The organism is Haloferax gibbonsii ATCC 33959, from assembly GCF_000336775.1.
GTDB lineage: Archaea > Halobacteriota > Halobacteria > Halobacteriales > Haloferacaceae > Haloferax > Haloferax gibbonsii.
The window spans coordinates 18,365-44,699 of the sequence record NZ_AOLJ01000026.1; the positions used below are offsets into that span (position 1 = coordinate 18,365).

The following is a 26,335-nucleotide window of genomic DNA, read 5'->3' on the forward strand; positions in this document are numbered from 1 at the left end:
CCGAATCGAACCGAATCGCCGAAACGCTCAGAAGAGCGCCGCGGCGACGGTCTGCGCCGTCTCGATGACGGGTTGGAAGCCGGGCAGGAGCAGGACCGTCCCGACCGCGGCGAAGATAATCGCCACGTAGAGACCGACCGGCTGGCTGCCGATTTCGAGGGGCTTCGACGGCTCCTCGATCCACATCGCCTTCACGACGCGGCTGTAGTAGAACAGCGACAGCGCGCTGTTGACCGCGCCGACCGCGGCGAGCCACCAGAAGCCCGACCCGATAGCCGACTCGAACAGGGCGTACTTCGAGAAGAAGCCGCCGAACGGCGGAAGCCCCGCGAGCGAGAACATGAAGACGGTCATCGCCGAGGCGGCGATGGGCGCCTTCGACGCGATACCGTTGTAGTCCTCGAAGGTGCGGCCGAGGCCCCACTTTTCGACCATGGCGATGAACAGGAACGCGCCCGTGTTCATGAAGCCGTAGACGAACAGGTGGGCCATGCTCGCGCCGAGCACGTCACCGTTCGCGGCACCGCCGTCGGTGGTGATCGCCGCGAGGCCGATAAGTGCGTACCCCGCGTGACCGATAGAGGAGTACGCGAGCATCCGCTTGACGTTGTTCTGGGTCGCCGCCGCGAAGTTACCGAGCGTCATGGTGACGACGGCGAGCACCGCGAACAGCAGCGACCAGTCGACGCTCCCGCCGCCGACCGCGGTGACGGTTTCGAGGGGGAACGCGACGGTGAACACGCGGAAGGCGACGGCGAAGCCGGCCGCCTTCGACGCCGACGAGAGGAACGCGCTCACGGGAGCGGGCGCGCCCTCGTAGGCCTCCGGGGCCCAGAAGTGGAACGGGACGGAGGCGGTCTTGAACGCGAAGCCCCCGGCGATCATCAGCACGCCGAGACCGAGGACGCCGACGAGTTCGGTGCCTTCGGCGAGCGACGCGGCGACTTCCGGGAGCACCAGCGAGCCGGTGACGGCGAACACGAGGCTGATACCGAACGCGAACACCGCCGACGACAGCGCGCCGATGAGGAAGTACTTCAGACCGGCCTCGATGCTGCCGCGGTCCTTCTTGAGGAACGCGACGAGCGCGTACGAGGGCAGGGACGCCAGTTCGAGGCTGATGAAGACGGTCGCCAGCGAGTTCGACATCCCCATGAGCGTCATGCCGGTCGTGGCGAATATCACGAGCGAGTAGAACTCACCCTGATGGGGCTCGTCCGCGAGGTAGTCGTAGGAGGCGACGGTCACCATCGCGGCGACGCTGGTGAAGATGAGCGTGAAGAACAGGCTCATCCCGTCGACGACGAGCGCGTCGCCGTACAGCGAGATAGCGCCGCCCGTGGACTCCATGCCGGTTCCGCCGATGAGGAACCAGCCGGCGATGCCGCCGGCGGCGAGCGCGCCGAGCGTCGCCGTGCCGGCCAGAAGGCCGTTGTTCGTGGAGTCCGGGTCGATGGTGTCGATGAGCAGCAGCGCGAGCCCCGTCAGCGCGAGCACGATGGCGGGAGCCGTCGCCGCCCACTCCGGGAGCGTCTGGAGGGGCGTCATCTAGAACGCACCTCCCAGTTCGAGAATCGGGTTAACCGCGTCCTGAATCATCGTGAAGAAGATGTCCGGAGAGACACCGAGCACGATGGTGAGCAGGAGCAGCACCGCGAGGGGTGCGACGTCGTGGAACGGCGCTTCCGTGATGTCGTAGTCGCCGTCGAACCGGAAGGGTCCGAACAGCGTCCGCTGCATCGCGAACAGCAGGTAACCGGCGACGATGACGATACCGAACATCGCGGCGCCGGTAAACAGCGGCATGGCCTCCATCACCGTGGACTCGAACGCGCCCTTGAAGATGAAGAACTCGGCCGCGAAGCCGGCCATGAGCGGCAGACCCATGTACCCGAACGCGCCGGCGACGAAGATGCCCGCCGTGACGGGCATCCGGTCGGCGATGCCGGACATGTCCGACACCATGCGCGTGTGGGTCGTGTTGTAGATGACGCCGACGGCCATGAACATCAGTCCGGAGATGAGGCCGTGGGCGACCATCTGGAAGGTCGCACCGCCGACGCCGTAGGTGGTGTAGGCGATGAGACCGAGGATGACGTACCCCATCGACGAGACGGAGGAGTACGCGACGATGCGCTTGAGGTCCTGCTGGGCCAGCGCGAGCAGTGCGCCGTAGATGACGCTCGCGACGGCGAGCAGGGCGATGGGCAGCGCGAAGGCGCGCGCCGTCTCCGGCAGCATCGTGAAGTTGAACCGGAGCAGGGCGTACGTACCCATCTTCAGGAGGACCCCGGCCAGCATGACCGACACCGGCGTGGGGGCCTCAACGTGTGCGTCCGGCAGCCACGTGTGGAGCGGGGCGACCGGGACCTTCACCGCGAACCCGAAGAACATCGCGATGAACGCGACCGACGCGAGTGCGCCGGCCGACAGTCCCGCGAAGCTTCCGAGCTGTCCGGCCTGCAACGCCTGCGCGATTTCGGGCAGGCGGAACGACGAGATCGAGTCGCCGAGGCCGAACACGAGCGAGATGAACCCGATGAACATCACGAGCGACGCGATGTTCGTGTAGACGAAGAACTTGATAGCCGCGTACTTGCGGCGCGGGCCGCCCCAGACGCCGATGAGGAAGTACATCGGCAGGAGCACAGCCTCCCAGAAGATGAACCAGACGAAGAAGTCGAGCGCCGTGAAGACGCCGAGCAGGTTCGCCTCCATGAGAAGCATCAGGCCGAAGAACTGGGACTGACGCTCCGAGATGGGCGTCCACGCGCTGACGATAGCGAGCGTGGTGAGGATGGTCGTAAGGACGACAAGCGGCATGCTGATGCCGTCGACGCCGACCATCCAGTGGATGTCGTACTGGCCGAGTTGCAGCCAGGCGACGTCTGTCTCGAACGCGATGTTCCCGCCGAGTAAGGCGTTCCCGCTCGCGTCGTACTGTTGCCACATGTAGAGGCTCCCGACGACGGGAGCCAGACTCAGCGCGAAGGCCGCCTTGCCGGCGTACCGGTTCGGCACGACGAAGGTGACCAGCGCGGCGAGGAACGTGACTGCGATGAGCGCTTCGATTATCATGCGAACCAACCTCCGAGCAGACCGAGACCGAGAAGCAGCGCGGTCAGACCGAGCGTGAGGAGCGCGGCGTAGTTGCTCACCACACCGGTCTGAACGCGCTTGACGCGACCGCCAGCGAACAGACTCACGCTGGAGATACCGTTGACGACGCCGTCGACGATACCCTGGTCGAACTTATCGAGGACGCGCGAGATGGGTTGGACGACGCCGGTCGCGATCCAGACCTGGTACTCGTCTTGGTAGTAGTTGTTGTACAGTACGGTCTTGATGCTCCCGAGCTTGTCCGTGTGTTCGACGGGTTCGGGGACGTTGTACAGCACGTGCGCGAGCGCGGCACCGCCGAGCGCGAAGCCGAGCGAGACGGCCGCGCCGATGGCAACCGTTCCGGCCTCGCCGCCGATGTAGCCCGAACTGTACGGGATGAGTTCGGCGTAGTGGTGCGCGTTCAGCGAACTGAAGCTCCCGTCGAGGAACTGGTGTAGGAAGTCGATTCCCTCGATGCCGAAGAGCTTCTCGACCGGGACCATGTTGACGAGCCCGGTCGTCGCGGCGAGCACGCCGAGGACGGCGAGCGGACCCTTGACGTTCCAGCGAACGCCGTGGGGGTCACGCGCCGTTCCGGACCGTGGCTCGCCGTGGAAGGTGAGGAACACCATCCGGAAGGTGTAGAACCCCGTGAAGAACACGGCGAGCAGACCCATCGCGTACGCGGCGAGCAGAATCGGACTGCCGCCGAGGCCGTGAATGAGCGTCTCGTAGAGGACCTCGTCTTTCGACCAGAAGCCCGCGAACGGGACGATGCCCGCGAGGGCGAGCGACCCGGAGAGGAACGCGTAGTAGGTCACGGGCATCTTGTCTTTCAGACCGCCCATGTCCCACATGTTCTCGTTGTGGTGCATCGCGATGATGACCGAACCGGCACCGAGGAAGAGCAGCGCCTTGAAGAAGGCGTGCGTCATGAGGTGGAACGTCGCCGCGACGTAGCCACCGGCACCGAGGCCGAGCATCATGTAGCCGTACTGGCTGATAGTCGAGTACGCGAGCACCTGCTTGATCTCTTTCTTGACGACGCCCATGGTCGCCGCGAAGAGGGCGGTGAATCCGCCGATGAGGGCGATGATGGCGAGCGTCGTCGGCGTCAGCACGTAGAACCCGTACATCCGGGCGACGAGGTAGACGCCGGCCGCGACCATCGTCGCTGCGTGGATGAGCGCGGAGACGGGCGTCGGACCTTCCATCGCGTCCGGAAGCCACGTGTGCAGGGGGAACTGCGCGGACTTACCGACGACGCCTCCGAGAACGAGGAGGCCGACGACGGTGAACCACGCCTGTTCGCCCATGCCGAGGAACGTGTTGACCGAGTGTTCGCCAGCGAGCGCCTCCTCGGCGAGGACCGGGAAGGCATCGGGGCCCGCGAAGGCGGCGGAGCCGAACGTCGCGAAGACGGCGACGACGCCGATGAGGAAGAAGTAGTCACCGAAGCGGGTGACGAGGAACGCCTTCTTCGCGGCGCTCGGCGGGCCGTCCTGCCGGAAGTGGAAGCCGATGAGCAGGTAGGAACACAGGCCCACCAGTTCGAAGAACATGAACGCCATGAGCAGGTTGTCGGCGACGACGAACCCGAGCATGGAGGCCGTGAACAGGCCGAGTCCGGCGTAGTAACGCGGGAGGCCCGTCTCGCCCTCGTCGTTCATGTATCCGAGGCTGAAGATGTGGACGAGGAGCGCGACGAGCGTCACGATGACGAGCATCATCGACGAAAGCGGGTCGATGAGCAGACCGAACGTCAGGTTGATGGCGTCGAGGCCCTCCGCCCACGTGTAAATCGTTTGGTTGTAGGTCTGTCCGCCGCTGACGGCGAAGAACGTCGCGATGGACAGGACGAACGAGCCTGCCGTCGCGCCGATACCCGCCAGCGCGCCTCCCTTCGGCATGTACCGTCCCGCCCCGAGTGCGATCAGGAACGAGAGGAACGGGAGGAGGACGATGGCCGGAGCGAAGTCTAAGATACCTGCCATATATTACCACCTCATCGTGGTCGCGTTGGTCACGTCCACGTCGTCGAAGTTACGGTACAGTACGAGGATGATACCGATACCGACTGCGACCTCCGCGGCCGCGAGCGCCAGCGTGAACAGGGTGAACGTTTGCCCCGTGACGTTCCCCCAGTAGAGCGAGAACGCGACGAGATTGATGTTCGCGGCGTTCAGCATCAGTTCGACCGACATCAGGAACAACAGCGCGTTCCGTCGGGTCAAGAGGCCGAAAACGCCGATGCAGAACACGGCCGCCGACAAGAGCAGATAGTATTGCGGGGGCACCATCAGCGGTCATCCTCCTCGTCGTCGAACAACGTTCGCTTGAGTTCACGGCCGCCGTCGGTCAGAATAGTCCGCATCTGACCACCCTCCTCGCGCCGTGCGAGGTGGATGGCACCGTCAAGAGCGACGTCGAGCGTTACCGCGATGACGATGAACGCGGCGAGGAACCCTTCCCCGGCGACGTCCCCGAAGTCGAGGTTGAACATCGAATAGCCGATGCTCGCGGTTATGTTTGCTCCCTCTGCGAACCCCTGTGGGTTCGGGAACGACGCGCCGAGGAACACGACCGCCATCACGACGAACAGCGCGACGGCAGCCAGTCCGGGCACGAGGTGCGAACCGAGTTTCAGCTGCGGTTTCGTGGTCATGTACTACTCACCTCCGGATCGATACGCGTCAGCATCACGGCGAACGTGATGAGAATCAGTACCCCGCCGACGTAGACGAGGACTTGCATGGCGGCGAGGAACTCCGCCTGCAACATCACGTAATGCACCGCGACGCTCAAGAGCGCGCCCCCGAGCAGGAGTGCGGAATGCCAGATGTCCCGCACGAGGACGACGCCCAGGCTGCAGCCCACGGTGACGAGGGCGAACAGCGCGAACGCGATGGTTTCATAAACCATTGTGTATGTCTCCTTGAGATATCCCTTTGAACATTTCGAGAACGTCCTCAGCGTCCGGTAGCGGACGCGGGCTGACGGGACTCGAACGATTCACTCGCGGTCATGTTACTGGTAGTCGACCTCTCCTTCGCCCTCGCCGATCCACGCGTTGCGGTCGGGGTTGCGAGAGTTGAGCGGGTCGATATCCTTGTACCACGGGACGTTCTTGAGCTGTTCTTTGTTGTAGACGAAGTCGTTTTTCGTGTCCGCCGTGAACTCGAAGTTCTGCGTGAGTAGGATGGCGTCGACGGGACAGACCTCCTCGCACAGCCGGCAGTAGATACACTGGCCGATGTGGAGGTTGTACTGCTCGCCGTTGCGCTTGTCGTCCTGAACGATCTGAATCGTGTCGTTCGGACAGACGTTCTCACACTGACGGCACCAGATACATCGTTCTTGGCTGAACTTGTGGACGCCGCGGAAACGCGGGCTCACTTCTGGCGCGGTCTCGGGGTACTCGACCGTGAACGTCTCGCCGTCGAGCGCGTGCCTCAGCGTCACTGCCATGCCTTTCAGGATTCCGATCATACAATCACCCCCACGATGATGGCCGTGAGAACCAGGTTGGCGAAGGAGAGTACGAGCATCCCCTTCCAACCGATTTCGAGGAACTGGTCGACGCGAAGGCGCGGAATCGCGGAGCGCGCCCACTGGGTGAACAGGAAGAACGCCCAGATTTTGATGGTGAACCAGACGAATCCGGGCAGGACCGGGCCCGCCGGACCGCCGAGGAACAGCGTCGCCGCGATAGCGCCGCCGAGGAAGATGTGGATGAACTCACCGAGGTAGATGAGCACGAAGTAGACCGAGGAGTACTCGGTCTGGAACCCGGCGACAATCTCGGTCGGCGCTTCGGGGATGTCGAACGGGTTACGACCGACCTCCGCGAGGTTCGCGATGATGAACAGCGCGAACGCGAAGGGGTTCACGAACGCGAACCACGTCGGAATCGTCACGCCCGCGACCGAAAGCAGCGGCTCGGCCTGCACGGCGACGATTTCGCTCATGCGGAGCGACCCCGCGAAGATGACGACGGAGGCCGCCGTGACGACGAGCGGGATCTCGTAGGCGATGTTCGACGCGACCGCGCGGAGCGCGCCGATGAGCGAGAACTTGTTGTTCGATGCGTAGCCGGTCATGACGATGCCCAGCGAGGCGATAGACGCCGCGGCGAAGGCGAACGCGAGACCGGTCTCGGGGTCCGCGAGCTGGATGCCGTTACCCATCGGGATGACGGCGAATCCGAGCAGCGCGGAGAAGGGAATGACCATCGGCGCGAGGTCCCACGCGGGACGGTCGACGCCCTCGGGAACGATGAGTTCCTTCGACAGCAGTCGGACCGCGTCCGTGACGATGGTCAGGAGACCGAACGGACCGATTCGGTTGACTGCGATGCGGTCACCGAAGGCGGCCGTGATCTTCCGCTTCGCCCACGGTCCGGCGAACGCCGTCATGATGAGCATGATGTTGGCGATGAGGAACGCGCCAACGAGACCCCCGACGACGTCGCCGAGGATGCCTTCGAGACCGAGGAGGCCGCTGATCGTGTCCGGAAGGACCGCTTGCAGACTCATTACCGGTCCACCTCTCCGAGAACGATGTCGAGACTGCCGAGCGAGGCAATCATGTCCGGGATGTACTCACCCTCGGACATCTCGGGGAGCGTCTGGAGGTTCGAGAAGCACGGACTGCGGATCTTGAATCGGGCCGGCTTGTCGGTGCCGTCGGCGCGGATGTAGATGCCGAGTTCGCCCTTCGCGCCTTCGACGGCGCGGTAGATCTCCGTGTCCTCTTCGGGCTTCAGGGTGCGCGGAACGTTCGCCTGGATGTTCCGCTCGTCTTCGGGCCAGTCTTCGAGCAGGTCAACGCACTGCTGGATGATCTTGGCCGACTCCTCGACCTCGCGCATGCGCACGAGCAGGCGCGAGAAGTTGTCGCAGCCGTCCTCGACGACGACGTCCCAGTCGAGTTCGTCGTAGTAGCCGTAGGAGTCGTCGCGGCGGAGGTCGTAGTCGATGCCGGAGCCGCGGGCGACCGGGCCGGTCGCACCGTAGCTCTTGGCGACCTCAGGCGGCAGGACGCCCGTGCCGACCGTCCGCGCCTGGAGAATCTCGTTCGAGGTGATCATGTCGTGGTACTCCTCGAGCGCCTGCGGGAGCTCGTCGATGAAGTCGCGAATCTTCTCGAAGAACTCCTCGCGGGGTTCGGGGAGGTCCCAGACGACCCCGCCGAGCCGGAAGTAGTTGAACATCATGCGCTGACCGGTGAGGTCCTCCAGAATGTTCTGGACGATTTCGCGGTCCCGCATGGCGTACATGAAGATGGCCGTGAAGTCGCCGTACACGTCCAGCGCGAACGTGCCGAGCGCGATCATGTGCGACGCGATGCGGCACAGTTCCGCGCCCATCGTGCGGATGATCTGGGCGTACTCGGGGACCTCGATGTCCGCGAGGTCCTCCGCGGTGCGGGCGTAGGCCCACTCGTTCAGCAGTCCCGCCGAGATGTAGTCCCAGCGGTCGGGGTACGGCATAATCTGGTGCCGGTAAGTCCCCTGCTGACACATCTGCTCCTCGCAGCGGTGGAGGTAGCCGATGTCGGAATCGAGGTCGACCACCTGCTCGCCGTCGACGACCGTCTCGACGTGCAGCACGCCGTGGGTCGCCGGGTGGTGCGGCCCGATGTTGATGTACATCGTGTTGCTGTCCCCGGCGCGGTGGTCCTCCTCGAGCGGGTTAGCGTGCTCGCGGAGCGTCGCTATCTGCGGGCGGTCCTGGTCGTAGTCCAGTCCGAGCGGGTGACCCTGCCACGTGTCCGGAAGCAGGATGCGACGCAGGTCCGGGTGGTCCTCGTACTGGATGCCGACGAGGTCGTACGCCTCGCGCTCGTGCCAGTCGGCCGTCCGGAACACCGGCTCGGCGGACTGACTGACCGGGTTGTCCTTCGAGGTGGGCACGACGACCGAGACCTCGTCGGTCCGGTCGTCGAACTTCGTCAGATGGTAGATGGACTCGTAGCGGTCCTCGTACTCCTGTGCGGTCACACACGAGAGGTGGTCGAACCCGGCCTCGTCGCGGAGCTTGAACAGCGCGTCTTGGACCTCGTCGGGACGGATGACGAGCCCTGGCGCGTTCAGGTGTTCTTCGCGGCCGACGACGAGGTCGCCGAGCAGGTCGGCGAGTTCGTCGCCGCGGCTGACGCCCGATTCGAGTTCCGCGGGGTCGTCGGACTGTTGTTCTTCGAGGCTCATGGCGAATCAGCCCAGTTGTACCGCATGACGAGGTCTTCCTCGTCGATTTCCGCCGCGAGCTTGTCGACGATTTCGTCGCGTTCGAGGTCGCCGAACTGCTCCAGTTCGTACGGCTTGACCGTCACCGGGCTGGACTCGCCGTTCGCGATGCGCTCTTGGAGCTTCGCGATACCGTAGATGAGCGCCTCCGGGCGCGGCGGGCAGCCGGGGATGTGGATGTCAACCGGGATGACCTCTTCTGCGCCCTTGATGACGTTGTAGCCCTCCTGGAACGGGCCGCCGGAAATCGTACACGACCCCATGCCGACGACGAACTTCGGTTCGGGCATCTGGTCGTAGACGCGCTTCATGCGCGGGGCGAACTTCGAGACGATGGTCCCCGGCACGATAATCACGTCGGCCTGTCGCGGCGACGCGCGCGGCACACCCGCCGCGAACCGGTCGAGGTCGTGCTTGATTCCGTAGGTGTGCATCATCTCGATGCTGCAGCACGCGATACCGAACTGCAGCATGAACATCGAGGACCCGCGGACCCAGTTCATGAACTTGTCGAACTTCGTGAGGATGAACGGTGACGAGCCGAACGCCTCCCGAAGCTTCGAGTTGAACCGGTCGTCCGCCCCCGCCATCCGGGCGTCGCGAGTCTCGGTCTGTACCTGTGTGTCGTCCGTGACGAATGGCTTCTGTTCGCTACTCATGCATCTTGCCTCTCTGTCTTACGACGGTTTGCCTGCGGGCTTTTGACCCACTTGACTGCGCCGTTGCGCCACGCCCAGACGAGGCCGACGACGAGGATACCGATGAAAACGAGCATCGGCGTCAGAATCGTCGCCAGCGACGCGCCCTGTTCGAGGGCCGAGCGGTAAATGACCGTCCACGGGAAAATCAGGACGGTCTCGATGTCGAACACGAGGAACAGCAGCGCGACCATGTAGTACTGAATGTTAAACTGGACGCGCGCCGTGCCTGTCGGCACCTCACCACTCTCGTACGTGGCACTCTTTCCTTGTTCCGGTACGCTTGGGCGCAGCAGCGCCGACACCGCCATCATCGCGAGCGGTATGCCGACACCAACCAGCCCCATCGCACCGATTGCAATCCAATCACTCATGCCGTGTCTCCCTGACGTGCGGCGGTTAGAAGCGCTCCCCTATAAACATTGATTTGTGTGTTTCGGGCGCGAGAGAGCTTCTATTTGGAAAATACGCGAGAGACGCCCGGAACCCCGCACGGGCAGGGTTTCGACGCCCGGAGCGACCCCCGATTGCGGACCACTGACCGGCGACGGCGGACGCTTCGCTACCGCGATTCGCGGAAGCCCGCGACGCCGAGGTCGTGGAGCGCGGCCGAGGTTTCGGCCACGTCGGAAACGAGGTCTTCGTGGTACTCGACGAGTCGGTCTTCGAGCTCGGGGTAGCCGCGGGAGAGCGCCTGTACGGCTGACAGCGCGGCGTTGAACGACTTGCCGGCGTCGACCGCGACGATGGGTGCGCCCGTCGGCATCCCGATGACCGAGTCGACCGACTTCTCCTGGACGGGGACGCCGACGACCGGAATCGGGTACGCGATGGAGGCGGTCATGTTCGGCAGGTCCGCGGACTTGCCGCCCGCGCCGGCGATGATGACCTCGACGCCGCGGTCGCGCGCGGTGTCGCCGTAGGCGTACATCAGGTCGGGCGTCCGGTGCGCGGAGACGACGTACGTCTCGTAGGTGAACCGCTCTTCGGGCGGCGCGTCGAAGTCGGTCTGCTCGCCGAACCCGAGCGTGTCCAGCGCCTCGTGCGCGCCGGACATCACGTCGAGGTCGGAGTCAGACCCCATGATGATGCCCACGTCGGGCGTCGTCTCGGGGTTGCGGTCGGCGTCGGCCTGTGCGTGCAGTTCGTCGATGAGGTCCCGTTCTGTCGTCATTGTGTATCAGTCGAAGTGAAGTCCGTCCCGGAGGTCGCGCGTGCGTGCGAGAAGCGCTTCGAGGTCGACGTCGTCGTCGCCGACGGCGGTGAGATGGCCCATCTTGCGGAGCGGGCGCACCTCGTCTTTGCCGTACCAGTGCAGCGAGACGCCCGATTCACCGAGGGCGTCGTCGAGGCCGCCGAGCCGCGCGGGTCGGCTCTCGTCGACGGTGCCGAGGACGTTCGCCATCACGGTGGGCGACCGGCGAGTCGTCGCGCCGAGCGGCCACCCGAGCACGGCGCGGACGTGCTGTTCGAACTGCGAGGTGAGCGCGCCCTCGATGGTCCAGTGGCCGGAGTTGTGCGGGCGCGGGGCGACCTCGTTGACGAGCACGTCGCCAGCCGCCGTCTCGAACAGTTCGATGCCGAAGACGCCGCGGCCGGGCAGGTGCGAAAGCACCTCGCGGGCGACGCGATCGGCCTCCTCCCGCACTTCGTCGGTCGTCCGCGCCGGGACGACGGTCTCGCGGAGAATCTCCTCCTCGTGGACGTTCTCGCCCACGGGGAAGGTCCGAATCTCGTCTTCGCCGCGGACGCCGATGACCGACAGTTCGCGCTCGAAGTCGACGAACGCCTCGGCCATCGCCGGGCCGCCGACCGCCTCGATGGCGGACTCGGCGTCCTCGGGGTCGGTGACGGGGACGTTTCCGCGGCCGTCGTAGCCGCCGGTCCGGGCTTTCAGCATGACCGAGCCGAACTCGTCGAGCGCGTCGCGGAGGTCGGCCGCGTCGTCGACGCGGTGGAACGGCGGAATCGGAATGTCCGCCTCGCCGAAGGTGTCTTTCTGGACCAGTTTGTCCTCGATGGTCCGGAGCGCGTCGGGCGAGGGGTGGACCTCGATTCCCTCCTCGGCGGCCAGTTCGTCGAGCAGGTCCGGGTCGGCGAGTTCGATTTCGAACGTCAGCGCGTCGGCCCGCGCGGCGAGTTCCGCCATCGCCTCGGGGTCGTCGAAGTCGCCGACGATTTGGTCGGCGACGGCCGATGCCGGGCAGTCGGGTGTCGGGTCGAGCACGACGATGTCGACGCCGAGCGGTGCGGCGGCCTCGCCGAGCATACGCCCGAGCTGGCCCCCACCGACGACGCCGAGCGTGGGTCCGGGTACGGTGACGGTCACAGTCGCGGGTTCAGTACGTCGGTGCATAAACGTTGCCACATTATGCGTTCAAATGAGCACATTCGTGGATATAAACGGTGTAGAAGACGCAGAACGGGCCGGGCGCTGGAACGCGTCGAACGCGGGGAAAATCGGTTCGTCGGACGCCGCCGACCGGCGTCAGCCCCGCGTCTCGTTCGCGGCGGCGAGGGCGTCCTCGTCGATGAAGACGACCACGTCCTCGCTCCAGAGTTTGAAGGCGTGCTGGCGCGCGACGTAGCCGTCGAGTTCGGATTCGAGTTCGGTTCGGTCCCACTCGTAGGCGATGACGACCGGCGGCGCGTCGGCGGTCACCTCGGAGACGTTCGCGTCCGGCGCGCTACTGGTGCGCTCGACGCCCGACCCCTCGAAGTACCACGGGAGCGGGAGTCGGCTGTGCCACGACGGCCCGCCGAGCGGGTTCGACTCGTTGGAGACGTAGAAGTGCGTCTCGTCGCTGTCCGGCGGGTGGGTCCCGTACAGGAGCACATCGGTTCCGGGGTTGGCGGCCGAGACGCGCTCCACGTCGTCGAGCGTGGCCTTGAGGTCGTTTTCGGGTTGGGCCCACTGGAGCACCTCCTTGTCCTCGTCGGTCGAGGCGTTCCAGTAGTCGACGTTGGCGGCCGCGACGCCGCCGACCGAGGCGACGAGCACGAGCGCCGCGAGGCCGACGCCGACCGTGTCCTTGGCGTCGAGCGCCTGCACGCCGGAGCGGAAGACGAACGCCGCGCCGACCGCCGCCGGGACCGCGAGCGGGACGATCGCGTGGACGACGACCCACGGCGCTTGGATGTCGGTCGCCAGCGGGTAGCCGAAGATGCTCACGACGCCCCAGTAGGTCGCGAAGGCGACGAGCCACCGGACCCGCCCCGCGACGACGCCGTAGCGGTCCACGACGATGCCGACGAGCGCGAAGACGATGAGCACCGGCGCGCCGTAGACGAACGTTTCGAGGAAGTCCTTCAGATACGGGAGGTACTCGTGGGATTGGTGTCCGCCGCCGAGCCAACTGCCGAACATCTCCGAAACCGCGCCGACGGTCCCGGCTTCGAGGACGGGCAGAACCGCAGTTGAACCGCCGAGCGCGTTCCAGAGGTCGGGCCGCGGCGCGTAGAAGAAGACGAAGACGGCGAGGAAGGCGAGCAGACCCCCGAGGACGCCCGCGGCGTACCGAATCGCGCCGTAACCGAGACTTCCCGCCCCGCGTGCGCGAAGTCGGTCGCGGATGCTCGCGGGCAGTTCCGAAAAGAGGATGTCGCGGGCGGACTCGCCGGCCGAGGTCCGGGCGAGCAGTCGGTGGTCGAAGACGAGGAACGCCGCCCCGAGGAAACACGCGAGGTAGACGACGTAGTTCTCCTTCGCCGCCGACCCGGTCGCGAAGGAGACGCCCGCGGGGATGAGGTAGGCGAGGCGGCCGGTGTCGTACGCGCGGACGACGAAGCCGAGCGCGACGAACGAGAAGGCGGCCACCAGCACGTCGTTGCGCATGAACCGCGAGTAGTAGACCAAGATGGGGTTCGCCGCGAAGAAGAGCGCGAGCGCGACCATCTCGTCGCGGCGGAGATGCTCTCGGAACAGCCAGACCGAAAGCGGAAGCAGGCCGCCGACGAGCGCCACGGGGAGCCGCGCCGTGAAATCGGTCGCCGGAAGGACGGCGAAGAGATAGTCGTTGACGACGGGGAGAAACGGGCCGTGGATGATGGGCCGGTAGGAGAACTCGCCGGTCTCGTGATAGCGCAGAATCCAGTAGCCGACGCGGCCTTCGTCCCAGTGGAAGATTCGGCCGCCGAGGTCGACGAGGCGGACGAGGAGGGCGACGACCACCGCGCCCGAAAGCGCCAGGAGGGCACGGGACCGAGTGACCGTCTCGGTCCCACTGTCAGTACTCATGCCCACCCATCGCAACGCCGACAATACAACTTTTGTGCTTGCCCGTCGCCGGAGACCAAATTCGGTCGGTGTCGGTAGTTCTTTTATCCGAGGCGGGAAGGGTCGGCCATGGTCTCACTCGGACTCGTCGTGGCCCGATTCAACTCGTCGGTCACGGAGCAGATGGAAGCGGCGGCCCGCGACGCGGCCGCCGAGCGCGACGCGGAGGTGGTCGAGACGATTCAGGTCCCCGGCGCGTACGACTCGCCCCTCGCGGCCGACCGACTCGCCCGCCGCGACGATATCGACGCCGTCGCCGTCGTCGGCGCAATCGTCACCGGCGACACCGACCACGACCGCGTCATCGCCGACGCGACCGCGAAGTCGCTGACGGAGGTCTCGTTGGACCGCGACACGCCGGTCTCGTTCGGCGTCTCCGGCCCCGGCATGAGCGGCGCGGAGGCGCGCGAGCGCGTCAGCAAAGGTGCGGAAGCGGTTTACGCTGCGACTGATATGGTGGAGGCGTTGGCATGAACTTCGATTTCAGCGACCGAGTCGGCCGCGTCGAACCGAGCGCGACGCTCGCCATCTCGAACCTCGCGAGCGAACTGGAAGCGCAGGGCGAAGACGTGGTCGACCTCTCGGTCGGCGCGCCGGACTTCCCGACTCCGGACAACATCACGCAGGCGGCGAAGGACGCGCTCGACGCGGGACACACGAGCTACACCTCGTCGAACGGAATCCCGGAACTCAAGGACGCAATCGCGGCGAAGCTCCGCGGCAACGGCGTCGACGCCGAGGCCGACGAGGTCATCGTCACGCCCGGCGGCAAGCAGGCGCTCTTCGAGACGTTCCAGACGCTCGTCGACGACGGCGACGAGGTCGTTCTCCTCGACCCCGCGTGGGTCTCCTACGAGGCGATGGTCAAACTCGCCGGCGGCACGCTCAGCCGCGTCGACCTCGCACAGCACGACTTCAGGCTCGAACCCGCACTGGACGAACTCGCCGAGACGGTCTCCGACGAGACGAAGCTCCTCGTCGTCAACTCCCCGTCGAACCCGACGGGCGGCGTCTTCTCCGACGCGGCGCTCGAAGGCGTCCGCGACCTCGCGGTCGAACACGACTTCGCCGTCATCTCCGACGAGATTTACGAGCGCATCGTCTACGACGGCTTCGAGCACACCTCGCTGGGCTCCCTCGACGGGATGGAAGACCGCACCATCACCATCAACGGCTTCTCGAAGGCGTTCTCGATGACCGGCTGGCGGCTCGGCTACCTCCACGCCCCGTCGGACCTCATCTCGCAGGCCGGTAAGCTCCACTCGCACTCGGTCTCCTGCGCCGTGAACTTCGTCCAGCACGCCGGCGTCGAGGCGCTCTCGGAGCGCACCGACGACGACGTCGAGGAGATGCGACAGGCGTTCGAGGCCCGCCGCGACATGCTCGTGGACCTCCTCGCCGAACACGACGTTGATGTCGCCGTCCCGAAGGGCGCGTTCTACATGATGCTCCCCGTCGACGACGACGACCAGGCGTGGTGCGAGGGTGCGATTCAGGACGCGAAGGTCGCGACCGTCCCCGGTAGCGCCTTCAACGCGCCGGGCTACGCCCGCATCTCCTACGCCGCGAGCGAAGAGCGACTCCGCGAGGCCGTCGAGCGCCTCGCCGAGCACGACTACATCTGAGCCGCCCGCGGCGACCCGATTTTCCACCGTCGTATCGAGCCCCGAGAGCGCGTACTGGCAACTAACCTGACAGTGTGCTAGGGATGAACGTGATTTTTGTTGTCGTATCTTCGGTTAGATTTATGTCCACTACCACCTAGGTACTACTCGTACATACCGCTCTTCGGGTGGGTTCTCCGCGGACGGTCCGCGTATGTATGGAGCATACAACTCATGAAAATAAGACAACTACTAGCAGACGATGGTGCAGTCTCGCCGGTCATCGGCGTGATTCTGATGGTCGCGATTACGGTGATTCTCGCGGCCGTTATCGGGACGTTCGTCCTCGGACTGGGTGGGCAGACGGCGACCGCCCCGCAGGCGAGCTTCAGTTTCGACTTCACCGATAACGACCAATCATCAACCGATAATGCAGACGTTCTCTCGATTACCCACGAATCCGGGACTGCAATCAGTTCGGAGCGATTGACTTTTGCAGTCTCCGGTGCGACCGCTGTTGACGCTGACGAGTCCACGTCAGCAACACTTGCAATAGCTGGAACCTCGGGAGACACGTCTTGGGACGACCTTTCGTCGGGTACTGTGAGTGCGGGTAACACGGTTACGTTAGATGGTGGTGACTTCCTGTACGACCTTGATGGTGACAGCACTAGTGTCGCTGCAGATGGTACTAATGACGATACTTCCGGTGGAGATAGCGACGAAGAGGCACTCGACCTGAGCGGTGCAACGGTCCGTATCGTCTGGACCTCGGAGTCCGGTGAGAACTCCGCGACGATTCAGACGTGGACCGGCCCCGAGGCCTAACCACCTCCGTAACGATTTCGCAGTAACCGGCCACCACGTGGCCGACGACGACCCTAATTTCTCACAGACACAGCATCCCTGAGGGTCCCAACTACTTCCTGAGCGCCTCCACCGGCCGCTCGTTGGCCGCCTTCCACGCCGGGTACAGCCCCGAGAGGACGCTGGTGCCGACGCCGAATCCGACCGCGAGGACGATGTAGAGGAGGTTCGCCACCTGGAAGGTCGCGAGCGGGTCGTTCAGGACGAACGCGTTGAGCGCGACGCCCGCGCCGACCGCGAGTATCGCGCCGATGACGCCCCCGGCGACGCCGAGCAGGCCGGCCTCGGCGAGAATCATGCGAATCACGTCGCCGCGCTGGACGCCGACGGCGCGGAGGACGCCGATTTCCTGGCGGCGCTCGATGGTGCTCATGAGCATGACGTTCAGGATGCTCACGCCGGCGACGACCAGCGAGATGGAGCCGATGCCGATGAGGAAGGCGTTGAGGATGCCGAAGAACTCGTTGATGCCCGCCGTGATGGACTGGAGTTCGAACACCGAGACGCGCTCTTCGCGCTCGTTGAGGGCCTCGCGGATGGCGACCGCCGACTCGTTCGCGGCCTGTCCGGAGTCGGCGCTGACGACGACCTGCGAGTAGCCCGTGCCGTTGACGTCCTCGACGGGGACGATGACGGCGTTGTTCGGGCTGACGAGCGAGATGCCGCCCTGTTCGGCCAACACGGCCGAGACGCGGTAGGTTCGACCGTCGACGGAGATGGTGTTTCCGGGCTCGATGTCGAGCAGGCCGGCGGTGCCGGAGCCGACGAGCGCGCCCTGTCTGAGCCGGTCGGGGATACGCCCCTCCTCGGCCTCGTAGAGCGCGCCGGGGTCTTCCATCCCGTAGACCGTTGTGACGGTCTGTCGATCACCTCGCGAGACGAGTTTCGACTCGGAGCGGACGGGGACGACCGCGCCGTCGGTGACCGCGCGACGAATCTCGTCGACGTCGCGTTCGGTGAGTTCCTCGATTCCCTCCTGGAAGTTGGGCGAGACGCTGATCTCGTTGCCGATGTCGCCGAGTTGCTGGCTCGCGCCGGTGCGGAGCGTCGTGCCGAACATGCCGAGCGACGCGATGGCGAGGACGCCGATGATGATGCCGAGGACGGCGAGCCCCGAGCGGATGCGGTTGCGCGAGAGGTTCCGACGCGCCATCAACAGCGCGGGAACGCGCCGGAAGAGGTCGTCGAGGACGCTCACTGTATCCTCCCGTCGATGAGTTCGACCGTTCGGTCCGCGTAGTCGCCGAGTTGGGGGTCGTGGGTGACGGCGATGACCGCCACGTCGTCCTCGCGGCGAATCTCGTCGAACAGGTCGAGGACGCTCCGGCCGGTCTTCCGGTCGAGGTTCCCCGTCGGCTCGTCGGCGAGCAGGATGCGCGGCTCGTTGATGAGCGCCCGCGCGATGGCGACGCGCTGTTTCTGCCCGCCCGAGAGCTGGTCGGGTCGGTGGTCGAGTCGCTCGCCGAGGCCGACGCGTTCGAGCAGGCGCGTCGCCCGGTCGCGGGCGGTCGGGTCGTCGCCGAACAGCGTCGGCATCTCCACGTTTTCCAGCGCCGACAGCGTCGGAATCAGGTGGAAGCTCTGGAAGATGAAGCCGATAAAGCGCTTTCTGTGGACCGTCATCTCCCGGTCGGAGAGGTCGGTCACGTCCTGTCCGTCGAGGTAGACGGTCCCTTCAGTCGGCGTGTCGAGGAGGCCGAGGACGTTCAGCATCGTGGACTTCCCGCTACCCGAGGGCCCCATGACGGCGACGAACTCGCCGGGGTCGGCGTGGAAGTCCACGTCCCTGAGCGCCTCGACGACCTCGCCGCCGGTGTCGTAGCGCTTCCAGACGCGTTGGAGTTCGATGATGTGGTTCATCTCGAATCAGCGTCGTCTGTAGGCGTAGATTCCGACGCCGACCACGACGAGGAGGGCGACGAGGCCGCCGACGAGGAGGAGCGTGGTGCCGAGACCGCCGCCGCCGTCGTTCGAGTCGACGGGCTGCGAGAGGTCGCTCACGTCCACCGTCGTTTCGACGGTCCGCTCGCGGCCGTCGGCGAGGTAGGTCACCTCGACCGGGACGGAGGTCACGCCGTCGTCGACGGTGGCGTAGAGGTCGAACGAGGCGAAGTCGCTCGCGGGCACCGAGCCGACGAAGTACTCCTTGTAGGGGCGCTCGGGAGTGACGCTGTCGGTCGGGACGACCCGGACGACGACGCTCTGGGCGTCGCTGAGGCCGACGTTGCTCGCGCTGCCCGAGATGTGTATCTTCCCGTCTTCGCGCTCCACGTCGACGCCGGTGAGCGAAATCCGACCGGGGGCGGCGACGTAGTCGATGGTCGTCGCCGCGGAGCCGTCTCGCCCGCCGGTCTCGTAGTCGGCGACCACGTCGAGCGTCGCGCGGTCGACCGACGAGACGTTCAGCCGGACGGTCCGGGTGGACTCGGCCGCGACGGTTCCGACGGGGTTCCCGACGACGGTCGCGTCGCCATCGCGAAGCGAGAGGACGAGGTCTTCGAGGGGCGCGTTGCCGAGGTTCGTCACGTCGACGACGACCGCGGGGCGAGCGCCGTCGCCGAGGGTCGCGTCGAGGCGGACGTTCTCTCGGAGTTCGTCGGCGGCGAGCGGCGCGGTGGTCGTCGTCGTCCGGGCGTTGCCGTCGGCGGTGGTGTAGCGCAGCGTCGCCGTCACCTCGGAGTCGGTCGCGCCGGGCGTCACGTCGAACTGGAACGTCTGGGCCTGTCCGGAGTCGAGGCGCGGGACGACGCGCGTGTCGTTCCGCACGGTCGCGTCCTCGGCGGCCACCGACAGCCGAAGGTTGCGCGCCACCTCCTCCTCGCCGTTCGAGACGGTGACCTGGACGGGCGTCTCCGTGCCGATGACCGCGTCGCCGACCTCGACGGTCACCTGCGGGCCGCCCTCGCGGACGCGGACGACGACGGGGTACTGGAGTCGCTGGACCTGGCCGTCGCTCCGGCCGACGACGGTCACGCGGAGGTCGTAGGTCCCCGCGTCGGCGAGCCGGACTGAAAGCGGGATTTGCAGGTCGCTCCCGGGTGGAATCGTCCCGAGGTCTTCGGCCCGCGCGAGGTCGTTCGAGCCGCTCGCGGTGCGGACGTACACGTCCGTCACTTGGAGGTTCGACGGGCTGTTCTGCGCGTTCTGTACGGTAGTCGAGAGGATGAACCGCTCGCCCGGCGTCGGCTGTGCGGGCGAGACGGAGACGTCGTCGATGTAAGCGGTCGCCTCCGCGCCGAGCGTCGGTGCCGGGAGTCCGGCGAACACGACGACGACGAGAAGGGCGACCGAGAGGGCGCGCCTGCTCATGTTTATCAATCCATATATCGAGAAGCCGACGGAAATACCTGCCGTGGCTGACGGTCGCACGAGGCCGAACGTCTCGGCCCGGTTCGGGGGCCGTCGGTCGGCGAACCCCCGCTCGGCGAAGATACTTATGTGAGTCCGCCACCAGAACTGTGACAGATGCGCGTGCGTGACCTCCCGCTGTCGGCGGCCCTCGTCTCCCACTACGAGTCGGACGGTATCGAGGAACTCTACCCGCCGCAGGCCGCCGCGGTCGAGGCGGGCGTCGCGGAGGGCGGCCGCGTCGTCGCCGCCATTCCGACCGCCAGCGGCAAGACCTTCATCGCGGAACTCGCCATGCTCACCGCCGACGGGCCGGCGCTCTACATCGTTCCGCTTCGCGCGCTCGCCCGCGAGAAGTACGAGACGTTCGACCGACTTCCCGGCGTGAGCGTCGGCATCTCCACGGGCGACTTCGACGCGGACGAGGCGGCGCTCGGCGACCACGACATCGTCGTCGCCACGAGCGAGAAGGTCGACTCGGCGATTCGAAACGGCGCGCCGTGGGTCGAGCGCCTCGCCTGCGTCGTCGTCGACGAGGTCCACCTCCTCGGCGCGCCGGGGCGCGGACCGACGCTCGAAGTCACGCTGGCCACGCTCCAGCGCCGCGTTCCGGACCTCCAGCTCGTCGCCCTCTCGGCGACCGTCGACAACCCCGAGGTCATCGCCGACTGGCTCGACGCGGCGTTGGTCGAGAGCACGTGGCGACCCGTCTCGCTCCGGACCGGCGTCTACGCCGACGAGACCGTCGAGTTCGACGACGGCACCGACCTCGACGTGGTCGTCCCCCCGACCGGCCCGAACGACGACGAGGCCACGGAGGCGACCGTCGCGCTCGTCGAAGACGCGGTCGAGACCGGCGGGCAGTGTCTCGCGTTCGTCCGGTCGCGCCGCGAGGCCGAGGCGCTCGCCGACCGCCTCGCCGACGAGGACCTCTCGCCCGCGCCCGCCCTCGGCGACGAACTCGACGAACTCGGCGGCACCGCGACCGGCCGCCAGCTCTCGGAGTGCGCCCGGACCGGCGTCGGCTTCCACCACGCCGGCCTGCGGAGCGCCCACCGGGTCGCCGTCGAGAACGCCTTTCGAGACCGCCGGCTCGCGGTCATCTGCGCGACGCCGACGCTCGCCGCCGGGGTGAACGTCCCCGCCCGCCGGGTCGTCATCCGCGACCAGAAGCGCTACACCGGCGACTCGATGGCGTGGATTCCCGTCCTCGACGTCCACCAGATGTGCGGCCGCGCCGGCCGCCCGCACCTCGACCCGTTCGGGGAGGCGGTCCTCGTCGGCGACGCGGACACGAAAGCCGAGCTGTTCGACCGCTACGTGACGGCCGACGCGGAGGCCGTGGACTCGCAGTTCGACGACCCCGAGGCGCTCCGGACGCACGTCCTCTCGGTCGTCGCCTCCGGGTTCGCCGACAGCCTCGACGGCGTCGCCGACGTGTTCTCGGCGACCTACTACGCCCACCAGAACCCGAGCGTGGACCTCGTGGGGCTCGTCGCCGACGTGGTCTCGGAGCTCGAAGCGATGGAGCTCCTCGACGCGACCGAGGGGACGCTGTCGGCGACGACGCTGGGCGCACAGACCTCCAGACAGTACGTCTCGCCGACGACCGGGGCCCGCATCGTCTCGGGCATCCGCGCCATCGAGACGATGGCCGACGAGCACGTCACCGCCCGGACCGCCCTCGAAGTCGTCTGCGACACGCCGGACATGCACGACACCTACCTCGGCAACCGCGAGCGGGCGCTGATGTACCAGTACGCCCGGAGCCACGCCGCGGAGTTCACCACCGCGATGCACGACGCCGACCCCTTCGAGGAGTGGCTGACGGCGGTCAAGACCGCCCGCATCCTCCACGAGTGGACCGAGGGCTCGGACATCGAGGAACTCGTCGAGCGCTACCGAATCGGGCCGGGCGACGTGGAGTCCCGCGTGGAGCGCGCCGAGTGGTTGCTGGGCGCGGCCGACGCGCTCTGTGCCGCCCTCGACGCCGACGTGCCGGAGTTCCGCGAGGTCCGGGCGCTGCTGTCGCCCTGACGCGGAGGGCCGCCCGCGTGGCGCACCCATGGTGACCCCGTGACGTCCCCGTAATGACGCCGCTGCGCGCCGAACCGTTCTCCTTCGCGTCGAGGGGGCAAAGTCGCTTCGGGATGCCGTTTTAAGCTCCGCGGGAGCGTAGGCGAAGCTATGGGTATCACGTACGAAGACTTCCTCGACCTCGAGTACGAACCGACCGACGAGGACCTCGTCTGCACCTTCCGCATCGACCCCGCGACGGGGATGTCGACGGAGGCGGCGGCGAGTCGCGTGGCCTCGGAGTCCTCCAACGGCACGTGGGCGGCCCTCCAGACCGGCGCGGACTTCACCGACATGGGCGCGACGACGTTCGACATCGACGGCGACCTGATTCGGGTCGCCTACCCCGCCGGACTGTTCGAACCCGGAAACATGCCGCAGGTGCTGTCGTGCATCGCCGGCAACATCATGGGTATGAAGGCGGTCGATACGATTCGGCTCCTCGACTGCGAGTGGCCCGAGTCGGTCGTCTCGTCGTACCCCGGTCCGCTGTACGGGTCCTCGGTCCGCGAGGAGGTATTCGGCGTCACCGACCGCCCCATCACGGCGACGGTCCCCAAGCCGAAAGTCGGCCTCTCGACGGCGGCGCACGCGCAGGTCGGCTACGACGCGTGGGTCGGCGGCGTCGACCTCCTGAAGGACGACGAGAACCTGACCGACCAGGCGTTCAACCCCTTCTCCGACCGCCTCACGGAGTCGCTGTCGCTCCGCGACGACGCCGAGGACGAGACGGGCGAGAAGAAGTCCTACCTCATCAACGTCACCGCCGACACCCAGACGATGCTCGACCGGGTCGACGAGGTGGCCGCGCAGGGCGGCGAGTACGTCATGGTGGACATCATCACCGCGGGCTGGGCGGGCCTCCAGACCGTCCGCGAGCGCACCGAGAAACACGGCATCGCAATCCACGCCCACCGCGCCATGCACGCCGCCTTCGACCGGCTCCCGGCCCACGGCGTCTCGATGCGGGTGCTCGCGCAGGTGAGCCGCCTCTGCGGCGTCGACCAGCTCCACACCGGCACCGCCGGCCTCGGCAAGCTCGCCAACGAGGACACCGTCGGCATCAACGAGTGGCTCGCGGGCGACCTCTACGGGATGAACGACGTGCTGCCGGTCGCCTCCGGCGGGCTCCACCCCGGCCTGCTCCCCGACCTACTCGACGCCACGGGAACGAACGTCTGCGTCCAACTCGGCGGCGGCATCCACGGCCACCCCGACGGGACCCGCGCGGGCGCGGTCGCGCTCCGGTCGGCCATCGACGCCTACGTCGAGGGGCGGTCCATCTCGGAGGCCGCCGAGGAGACGCCCGAACTCGCCGTCGCCCTCGATAAGTGGGGGACGGAGACGCCGCGGTAGGGGCTGACGAGGCGGCGCGACCGCCGCCGCGGCCGCAAGTGTTGCTAGTTCGTGACAATCTCCAGAGATGTGTTGAGTTATTACTACAATATCGAAGAGGATATTCCCCGTCATTCCACGGTTCCCCGAAGTGGTTCGGGGGTCGAATATCGACGATAATAATTAGCGGGTGAGTTTTATACGGTTGTTTTTGCAGAGCTAAACTCAGAGCTATTCGGTCACACACCCGGCTGCTCGGCGTGTATTGGGGGGTGCCGGGGTCCGCCGATATCAACTAAATCATGAAGATACGAACGAAACTTATCGCGCTGTGTCTCGCCATCTCGCTGCTACCCGTGGCAGTCGTGGGCGTCGCAGGCGTCCAAGGGATGTCAAGTATTGGCGATTACGCACAAGAACAGAGCGAGGCGACGCTCGAAGCGCAGATTACCGGCGAGCTGAACCAAACCGTCGCCGCCCGGCAAGAGGAGATACAGAACCTGCTCGACGTCCGCCGAATCGACGCGCTCGCGCTGGCGGACTCGGCACCGGTACAGAACTACGAGGCCGCCCGGGCGGGCCAGATGGAACTCGTCCAGGAACAGAGCCAGGCGCAGTTAGGGTACATGGCGCTCCAGATGCGTGCGACCGTCGAGACGACGAAAGAGACGGTGCTCGCGAACCAGTACGGCGGCCGGGACTGGGAGGAACTCACCTCGGCAGAGCAGCAACAGGTGAAAGACCAAGTCGAGGCGCGAATCGCCGGGACGGCCGGAAACGGCGTTCAACAGAGTGGGACGCTCTCCGACGCGTTCCGACCGGGCTACGTCGGGTCGACCGGCTACGCGTTCGTCCTGAACGGCGACCTCGACTTCGTCGTCCACCACGGCCTCGAAGACGGGGTCAACGCCGTCGACGACACCGAGATATCGGCGTTCAACCAGGTGCCGGCCGAAATCGAGTCTAACGCCGCCGTTCGCAACGGCGAGGACTGGGGCATCGTCGAGTACGAGTGGGAAGACACCACGCAGGAGGGCAACCCCGTCGAGGAGAAGTTCGTCGCGTACGCCTACCACGAGGACTTCGACTGGGTGCTCGCGCCGAGCGTCTACTACTACGAGCTTCAGACGGCCGCCGTCGCCGACGCCCGCGGCCAGATTAACGACTCGTTCGAGAGCTACCTCAGAACGCGCTCCGTGACTATCGACGGCGAGGAACGCCCCGCCTACGACGAGGTTCTGTTCACCGACGAAAACGGACAGGGGATCGTCCAAACGGTTCGCACGGAAGACGGCATCACCACCCGGTCGGTGTCCGACGTCTCCTACGCCGAAGAGGAGTGGTTCGAGAGCGCGACCGGGCTTCAGGAGGGTGAAATCCAGGTCAGTGAGGTGGTACCGACCGACGACGGGACCACGGTCTACGTCACTGCGCCGGTCTACCACGGGGGCGAATTCACGGGGACCATCACGCTCCAGTTCAACTTCGACCTCCTCGACGTGCTCATCGACGACATCCAGGTCGGCGAGAGCGGTCACATGACCATCGTGGGCGAAGGGGGCACGCTCCTGACCGATTCGAAGGAATCGCTCGGAACCGTCGAGGGCGAAGTCGCCGAGAACCTCTCGGCCGGCCTCGTCCAGCGCGGCCTCACCACCTACGAGACGGCCGGCGAAGGCGGCGACTCGGACCGGTACTTCGTCGGGTACGCGCCGCTCCACTTCGGCAACGGGCAGTACAAACTCGTCGCGACCGTCCCCGAGTCGGACGTGACGGGGCCGGTCAAACAGCTCGGACAGGCGATGAACAGTCGGGCAGACACCTCCCGGAACGTCATGCTCCTGTTAATCGTCGGTATCATCGTGGTCGTCGTCGGCGTCGGCTACGTCGCCGCGCGGTACTTCTCGGAGCCGATAGAGGCGCTTCGGGACCGCGCGCAGTCGCTCGCCCGCGGCCGGTTCGACGACGACGAAGACATCGACGCCAACGACGACGAACTCGGGGAGCTCGTCGAGGCGTTCGACGACATGCAGTCGAACCTCCAACGGCAGGTCTCGGCGCTTCGAACCGCCGGGAAGGAACTCGGCGACGGCAACCTCGACCAGAACCTCCGGACCGACCTGCCCGGCGAGTTCGGTGCCATCATGACCGACCTCGACGCCGGGATTCAGAAGCTCCAGGACGGCTTCGTCGAGGTGCAGTCCGTCGCCGACGAGTTCGCGGCGGTGAGCAACGAGACGGTGTCGAGCGCGAAGGAAATCGAGTCCGCGAGCCAGGAGACCGCGCGGTCGGTCGAGGAAATCGCCCACGGCGCGGAACAGCAGACCGAACGGCTCCAGACGGTCGCAAACGAGATGAACGACCTCTCGGCGACCATCGAGGAGGTCGCCGCCTCCGCCGACGGCGTCGTCCAGTCGGCGAACCAGGCCGTGTCGCTCGCCGACGAGGGGCGCGACCACGCCGCGGAGGCGACCGAGGAGATATCGACCATCGAGACCGAGGCCGACGAGGCGGTCGAGCGGGTCGAAGCCCTCGGCGAGCAGGTGGGCGAAATCAACGAAATCGTCCAACTCATCAACGACATCGCGGAGCAGACGGACCTGCTCGCGCTCAACGCATCCATCGAAGCGGCCCGCGCGGGCGAGGCCGGCGAGGGCTTCGCCGTCGTCGCCAACGAGATCAAGGCGCTCGCCAAGGAGGCCAGTCAGGCCACCGACGAGGTGGAAGCGCAAATCGACGAGGTGCGCGACCTGTCTCTTATACACATCTCTGATGGCGCGAG

The 26,335-nt window shown here is 66.3% G+C and carries 23 protein-coding genes; 6 read left to right on the forward strand and 17 right to left on the reverse strand.

Annotated features, from left to right (window positions below):
* Nucleotides 1-27 precede the first annotated feature (27 nt).
* From C454_RS17500 to C454_RS17565, 14 genes are all read right to left on the reverse strand, one after another.
* Complete coding sequence (locus C454_RS17500) at nt 28-1,548, reverse strand: NADH-quinone oxidoreductase subunit N (RefSeq protein WP_004977636.1); 1,521 nt, start codon at nt 1,546-1,548, stop codon at nt 28-30.
* Nucleotides 1,549-3,078 carry a complex I subunit 4 family protein gene (locus C454_RS17505; protein WP_004977637.1) on the reverse strand — a complete coding sequence of 510 codons (1,530 nt, stop codon included), beginning with the start codon at nt 3,076-3,078 and terminating at the stop codon, nt 1,549-1,551. It lies immediately after the preceding gene.
* The gene (gene nuoL, locus C454_RS17510; RefSeq protein WP_004977638.1) at nt 3,075-5,096 is read right to left on the reverse strand and encodes an NADH-quinone oxidoreductase subunit L; all 2,022 of its coding nucleotides are present in this window, start codon (nt 5,094-5,096) and stop codon (nt 3,075-3,077) included. Before nuoL ends, C454_RS17505 begins: the two co-directional genes overlap by 4 nt.
* Nucleotides 5,097-5,099: 3 nt before the next feature.
* Entirely contained in the window at nt 5,100-5,402 is a 303-nt protein-coding gene (gene nuoK, locus C454_RS17515) for an NADH-quinone oxidoreductase subunit NuoK (RefSeq protein ID WP_004977639.1), read from the reverse strand.
* Nucleotides 5,402-5,767, reverse strand: coding sequence for an NADH-quinone oxidoreductase subunit J family protein (locus C454_RS17520; RefSeq protein ID WP_004977640.1), 366 nt, complete (start codon nt 5,765-5,767; stop codon nt 5,402-5,404). Before C454_RS17520 ends, nuoK begins: the two co-directional genes overlap by 1 nt.
* Nucleotides 5,764-6,024: an NADH-quinone oxidoreductase subunit J gene (locus C454_RS17525; protein WP_004977641.1), complete on the reverse strand. Its 261-nt coding sequence runs from the start codon at nt 6,022-6,024 to the stop codon at nt 5,764-5,766. Before C454_RS17525 ends, C454_RS17520 begins: the two co-directional genes overlap by 4 nt.
* A gap of 105 nt (nt 6,025-6,129) precedes the next feature.
* The gene (locus C454_RS17530) at nt 6,130-6,591 is read right to left on the reverse strand and encodes a NuoI/complex I 23 kDa subunit family protein (protein ID WP_004977642.1); all 462 of its coding nucleotides are present in this window, start codon (nt 6,589-6,591) and stop codon (nt 6,130-6,132) included.
* Nucleotides 6,588-7,637 carry a complex I subunit 1/NuoH family protein gene (locus C454_RS17535; RefSeq protein ID WP_004977643.1) on the reverse strand — a complete coding sequence of 350 codons (1,050 nt, stop codon included), beginning with the start codon at nt 7,635-7,637 and terminating at the stop codon, nt 6,588-6,590. The genes C454_RS17530 and C454_RS17535 overlap by 4 nt, the downstream gene beginning before the upstream one ends.
* On the reverse strand, nt 7,637-9,310 hold the full coding sequence (locus C454_RS17540) for an NADH-quinone oxidoreductase subunit D (RefSeq protein WP_004977644.1): 1,674 nt from the start codon (nt 9,308-9,310) through the stop codon (nt 7,637-7,639). The genes C454_RS17535 and C454_RS17540 overlap by 1 nt, the downstream gene beginning before the upstream one ends.
* Complete coding sequence (locus tag C454_RS17545; RefSeq protein WP_004977645.1) at nt 9,307-10,008, reverse strand: NADH-quinone oxidoreductase subunit B; 702 nt, start codon at nt 10,006-10,008, stop codon at nt 9,307-9,309. The genes C454_RS17540 and C454_RS17545 overlap by 4 nt, the downstream gene beginning before the upstream one ends.
* Nucleotides 10,005-10,421 carry an NADH-quinone oxidoreductase subunit A gene (locus C454_RS17550; protein WP_004977646.1) on the reverse strand — a complete coding sequence of 139 codons (417 nt, stop codon included), beginning with the start codon at nt 10,419-10,421 and terminating at the stop codon, nt 10,005-10,007. The genes C454_RS17545 and C454_RS17550 overlap by 4 nt, the downstream gene beginning before the upstream one ends.
* A gap of 188 nt (nt 10,422-10,609) precedes the next feature.
* Nucleotides 10,610-11,221, reverse strand: coding sequence for a 5-(carboxyamino)imidazole ribonucleotide mutase (purE, locus tag C454_RS17555; RefSeq protein ID WP_004977647.1), 612 nt, complete (start codon nt 11,219-11,221; stop codon nt 10,610-10,612).
* 6 nt (nt 11,222-11,227) lie between these two features.
* Nucleotides 11,228-12,376, reverse strand: a complete 1,149-nt coding sequence (locus C454_RS17560) for a 5-(carboxyamino)imidazole ribonucleotide synthase (RefSeq protein WP_004977648.1) — start codon at nt 12,374-12,376, stop codon at nt 11,228-11,230.
* Between the two features lie 159 nt (nt 12,377-12,535).
* Nucleotides 12,536-14,284, reverse strand: a complete 1,749-nt coding sequence (locus tag C454_RS17565) for a flippase activity-associated protein Agl23 (RefSeq protein WP_004977649.1) — start codon at nt 14,282-14,284, stop codon at nt 12,536-12,538.
* Between the two features lie 108 nt (nt 14,285-14,392).
* Between C454_RS17565 and ribH the strand changes: the two genes are divergently transcribed.
* The 3 genes from ribH to C454_RS17580 all read left to right on the forward strand — a co-directional run bounded on the left by ribH (nt 14,393) and on the right by C454_RS17580 (nt 16,755).
* A complete protein-coding gene (gene ribH / locus C454_RS17570; RefSeq protein WP_004977650.1) occupies nt 14,393-14,797 on the forward strand; it encodes a 6,7-dimethyl-8-ribityllumazine synthase in 405 nt (134 codons plus the stop codon).
* Entirely contained in the window at nt 14,794-15,948 is a 1,155-nt protein-coding gene (locus C454_RS17575) for a pyridoxal phosphate-dependent aminotransferase (protein WP_004977651.1), read from the forward strand. The genes ribH and C454_RS17575 overlap by 4 nt, the downstream gene beginning before the upstream one ends.
* Before the next feature lie 213 nt (nt 15,949-16,161).
* The gene (locus tag C454_RS17580) at nt 16,162-16,755 is read left to right on the forward strand and encodes a type IV pilin (protein ID WP_004977652.1); all 594 of its coding nucleotides are present in this window, start codon (nt 16,162-16,164) and stop codon (nt 16,753-16,755) included.
* A 91-nt stretch (nt 16,756-16,846) separates the two neighbouring features.
* Here the strand turns inward: C454_RS17580 and C454_RS17585 are convergent, their stop codons facing one another.
* Genes C454_RS17585 through C454_RS17595 form a run of 3 tightly spaced genes read right to left on the reverse strand, consistent with a single transcriptional unit; the run spans nt 16,847 to nt 20,103 of the window.
* The gene (locus tag C454_RS17585) at nt 16,847-17,992 is read right to left on the reverse strand and encodes an ABC transporter permease (RefSeq protein WP_004977653.1); all 1,146 of its coding nucleotides are present in this window, start codon (nt 17,990-17,992) and stop codon (nt 16,847-16,849) included.
* Nucleotides 17,989-18,654: an ABC transporter ATP-binding protein gene (locus C454_RS17590; protein WP_004977654.1), complete on the reverse strand. Its 666-nt coding sequence runs from the start codon at nt 18,652-18,654 to the stop codon at nt 17,989-17,991. Before C454_RS17590 ends, C454_RS17585 begins: the two co-directional genes overlap by 4 nt.
* Before the next feature lie 6 nt (nt 18,655-18,660).
* A complete protein-coding gene (locus tag C454_RS17595) occupies nt 18,661-20,103 on the reverse strand; it encodes a COG1361 family protein (RefSeq protein ID WP_004977655.1) in 1,443 nt (480 codons plus the stop codon).
* A gap of 156 nt (nt 20,104-20,259) precedes the next feature.
* On the opposite strand from C454_RS17595, the gene C454_RS17600 reads away from it, so the two are divergent.
* The 3 genes from C454_RS17600 to C454_RS17610 form a co-directional block, all read left to right on the forward strand.
* Nucleotides 20,260-22,179 (forward strand): DEAD/DEAH box helicase, encoded by a 1,920-nt coding sequence (locus C454_RS17600; RefSeq protein ID WP_004977656.1) that lies wholly within the window; start codon nt 20,260-20,262, stop codon nt 22,177-22,179.
* A gap of 150 nt (nt 22,180-22,329) precedes the next feature.
* The gene (gene rbcL / locus C454_RS17605) at nt 22,330-23,574 is read left to right on the forward strand and encodes a type III ribulose-bisphosphate carboxylase (RefSeq protein WP_004977657.1); all 1,245 of its coding nucleotides are present in this window, start codon (nt 22,330-22,332) and stop codon (nt 23,572-23,574) included.
* 281 nt (nt 23,575-23,855) lie between these two features.
* The coding region (locus C454_RS17610) for a methyl-accepting chemotaxis protein (protein ID WP_049905257.1) at nt 23,856-26,335 on the forward strand (2,480 nt) is incomplete at its 3' end.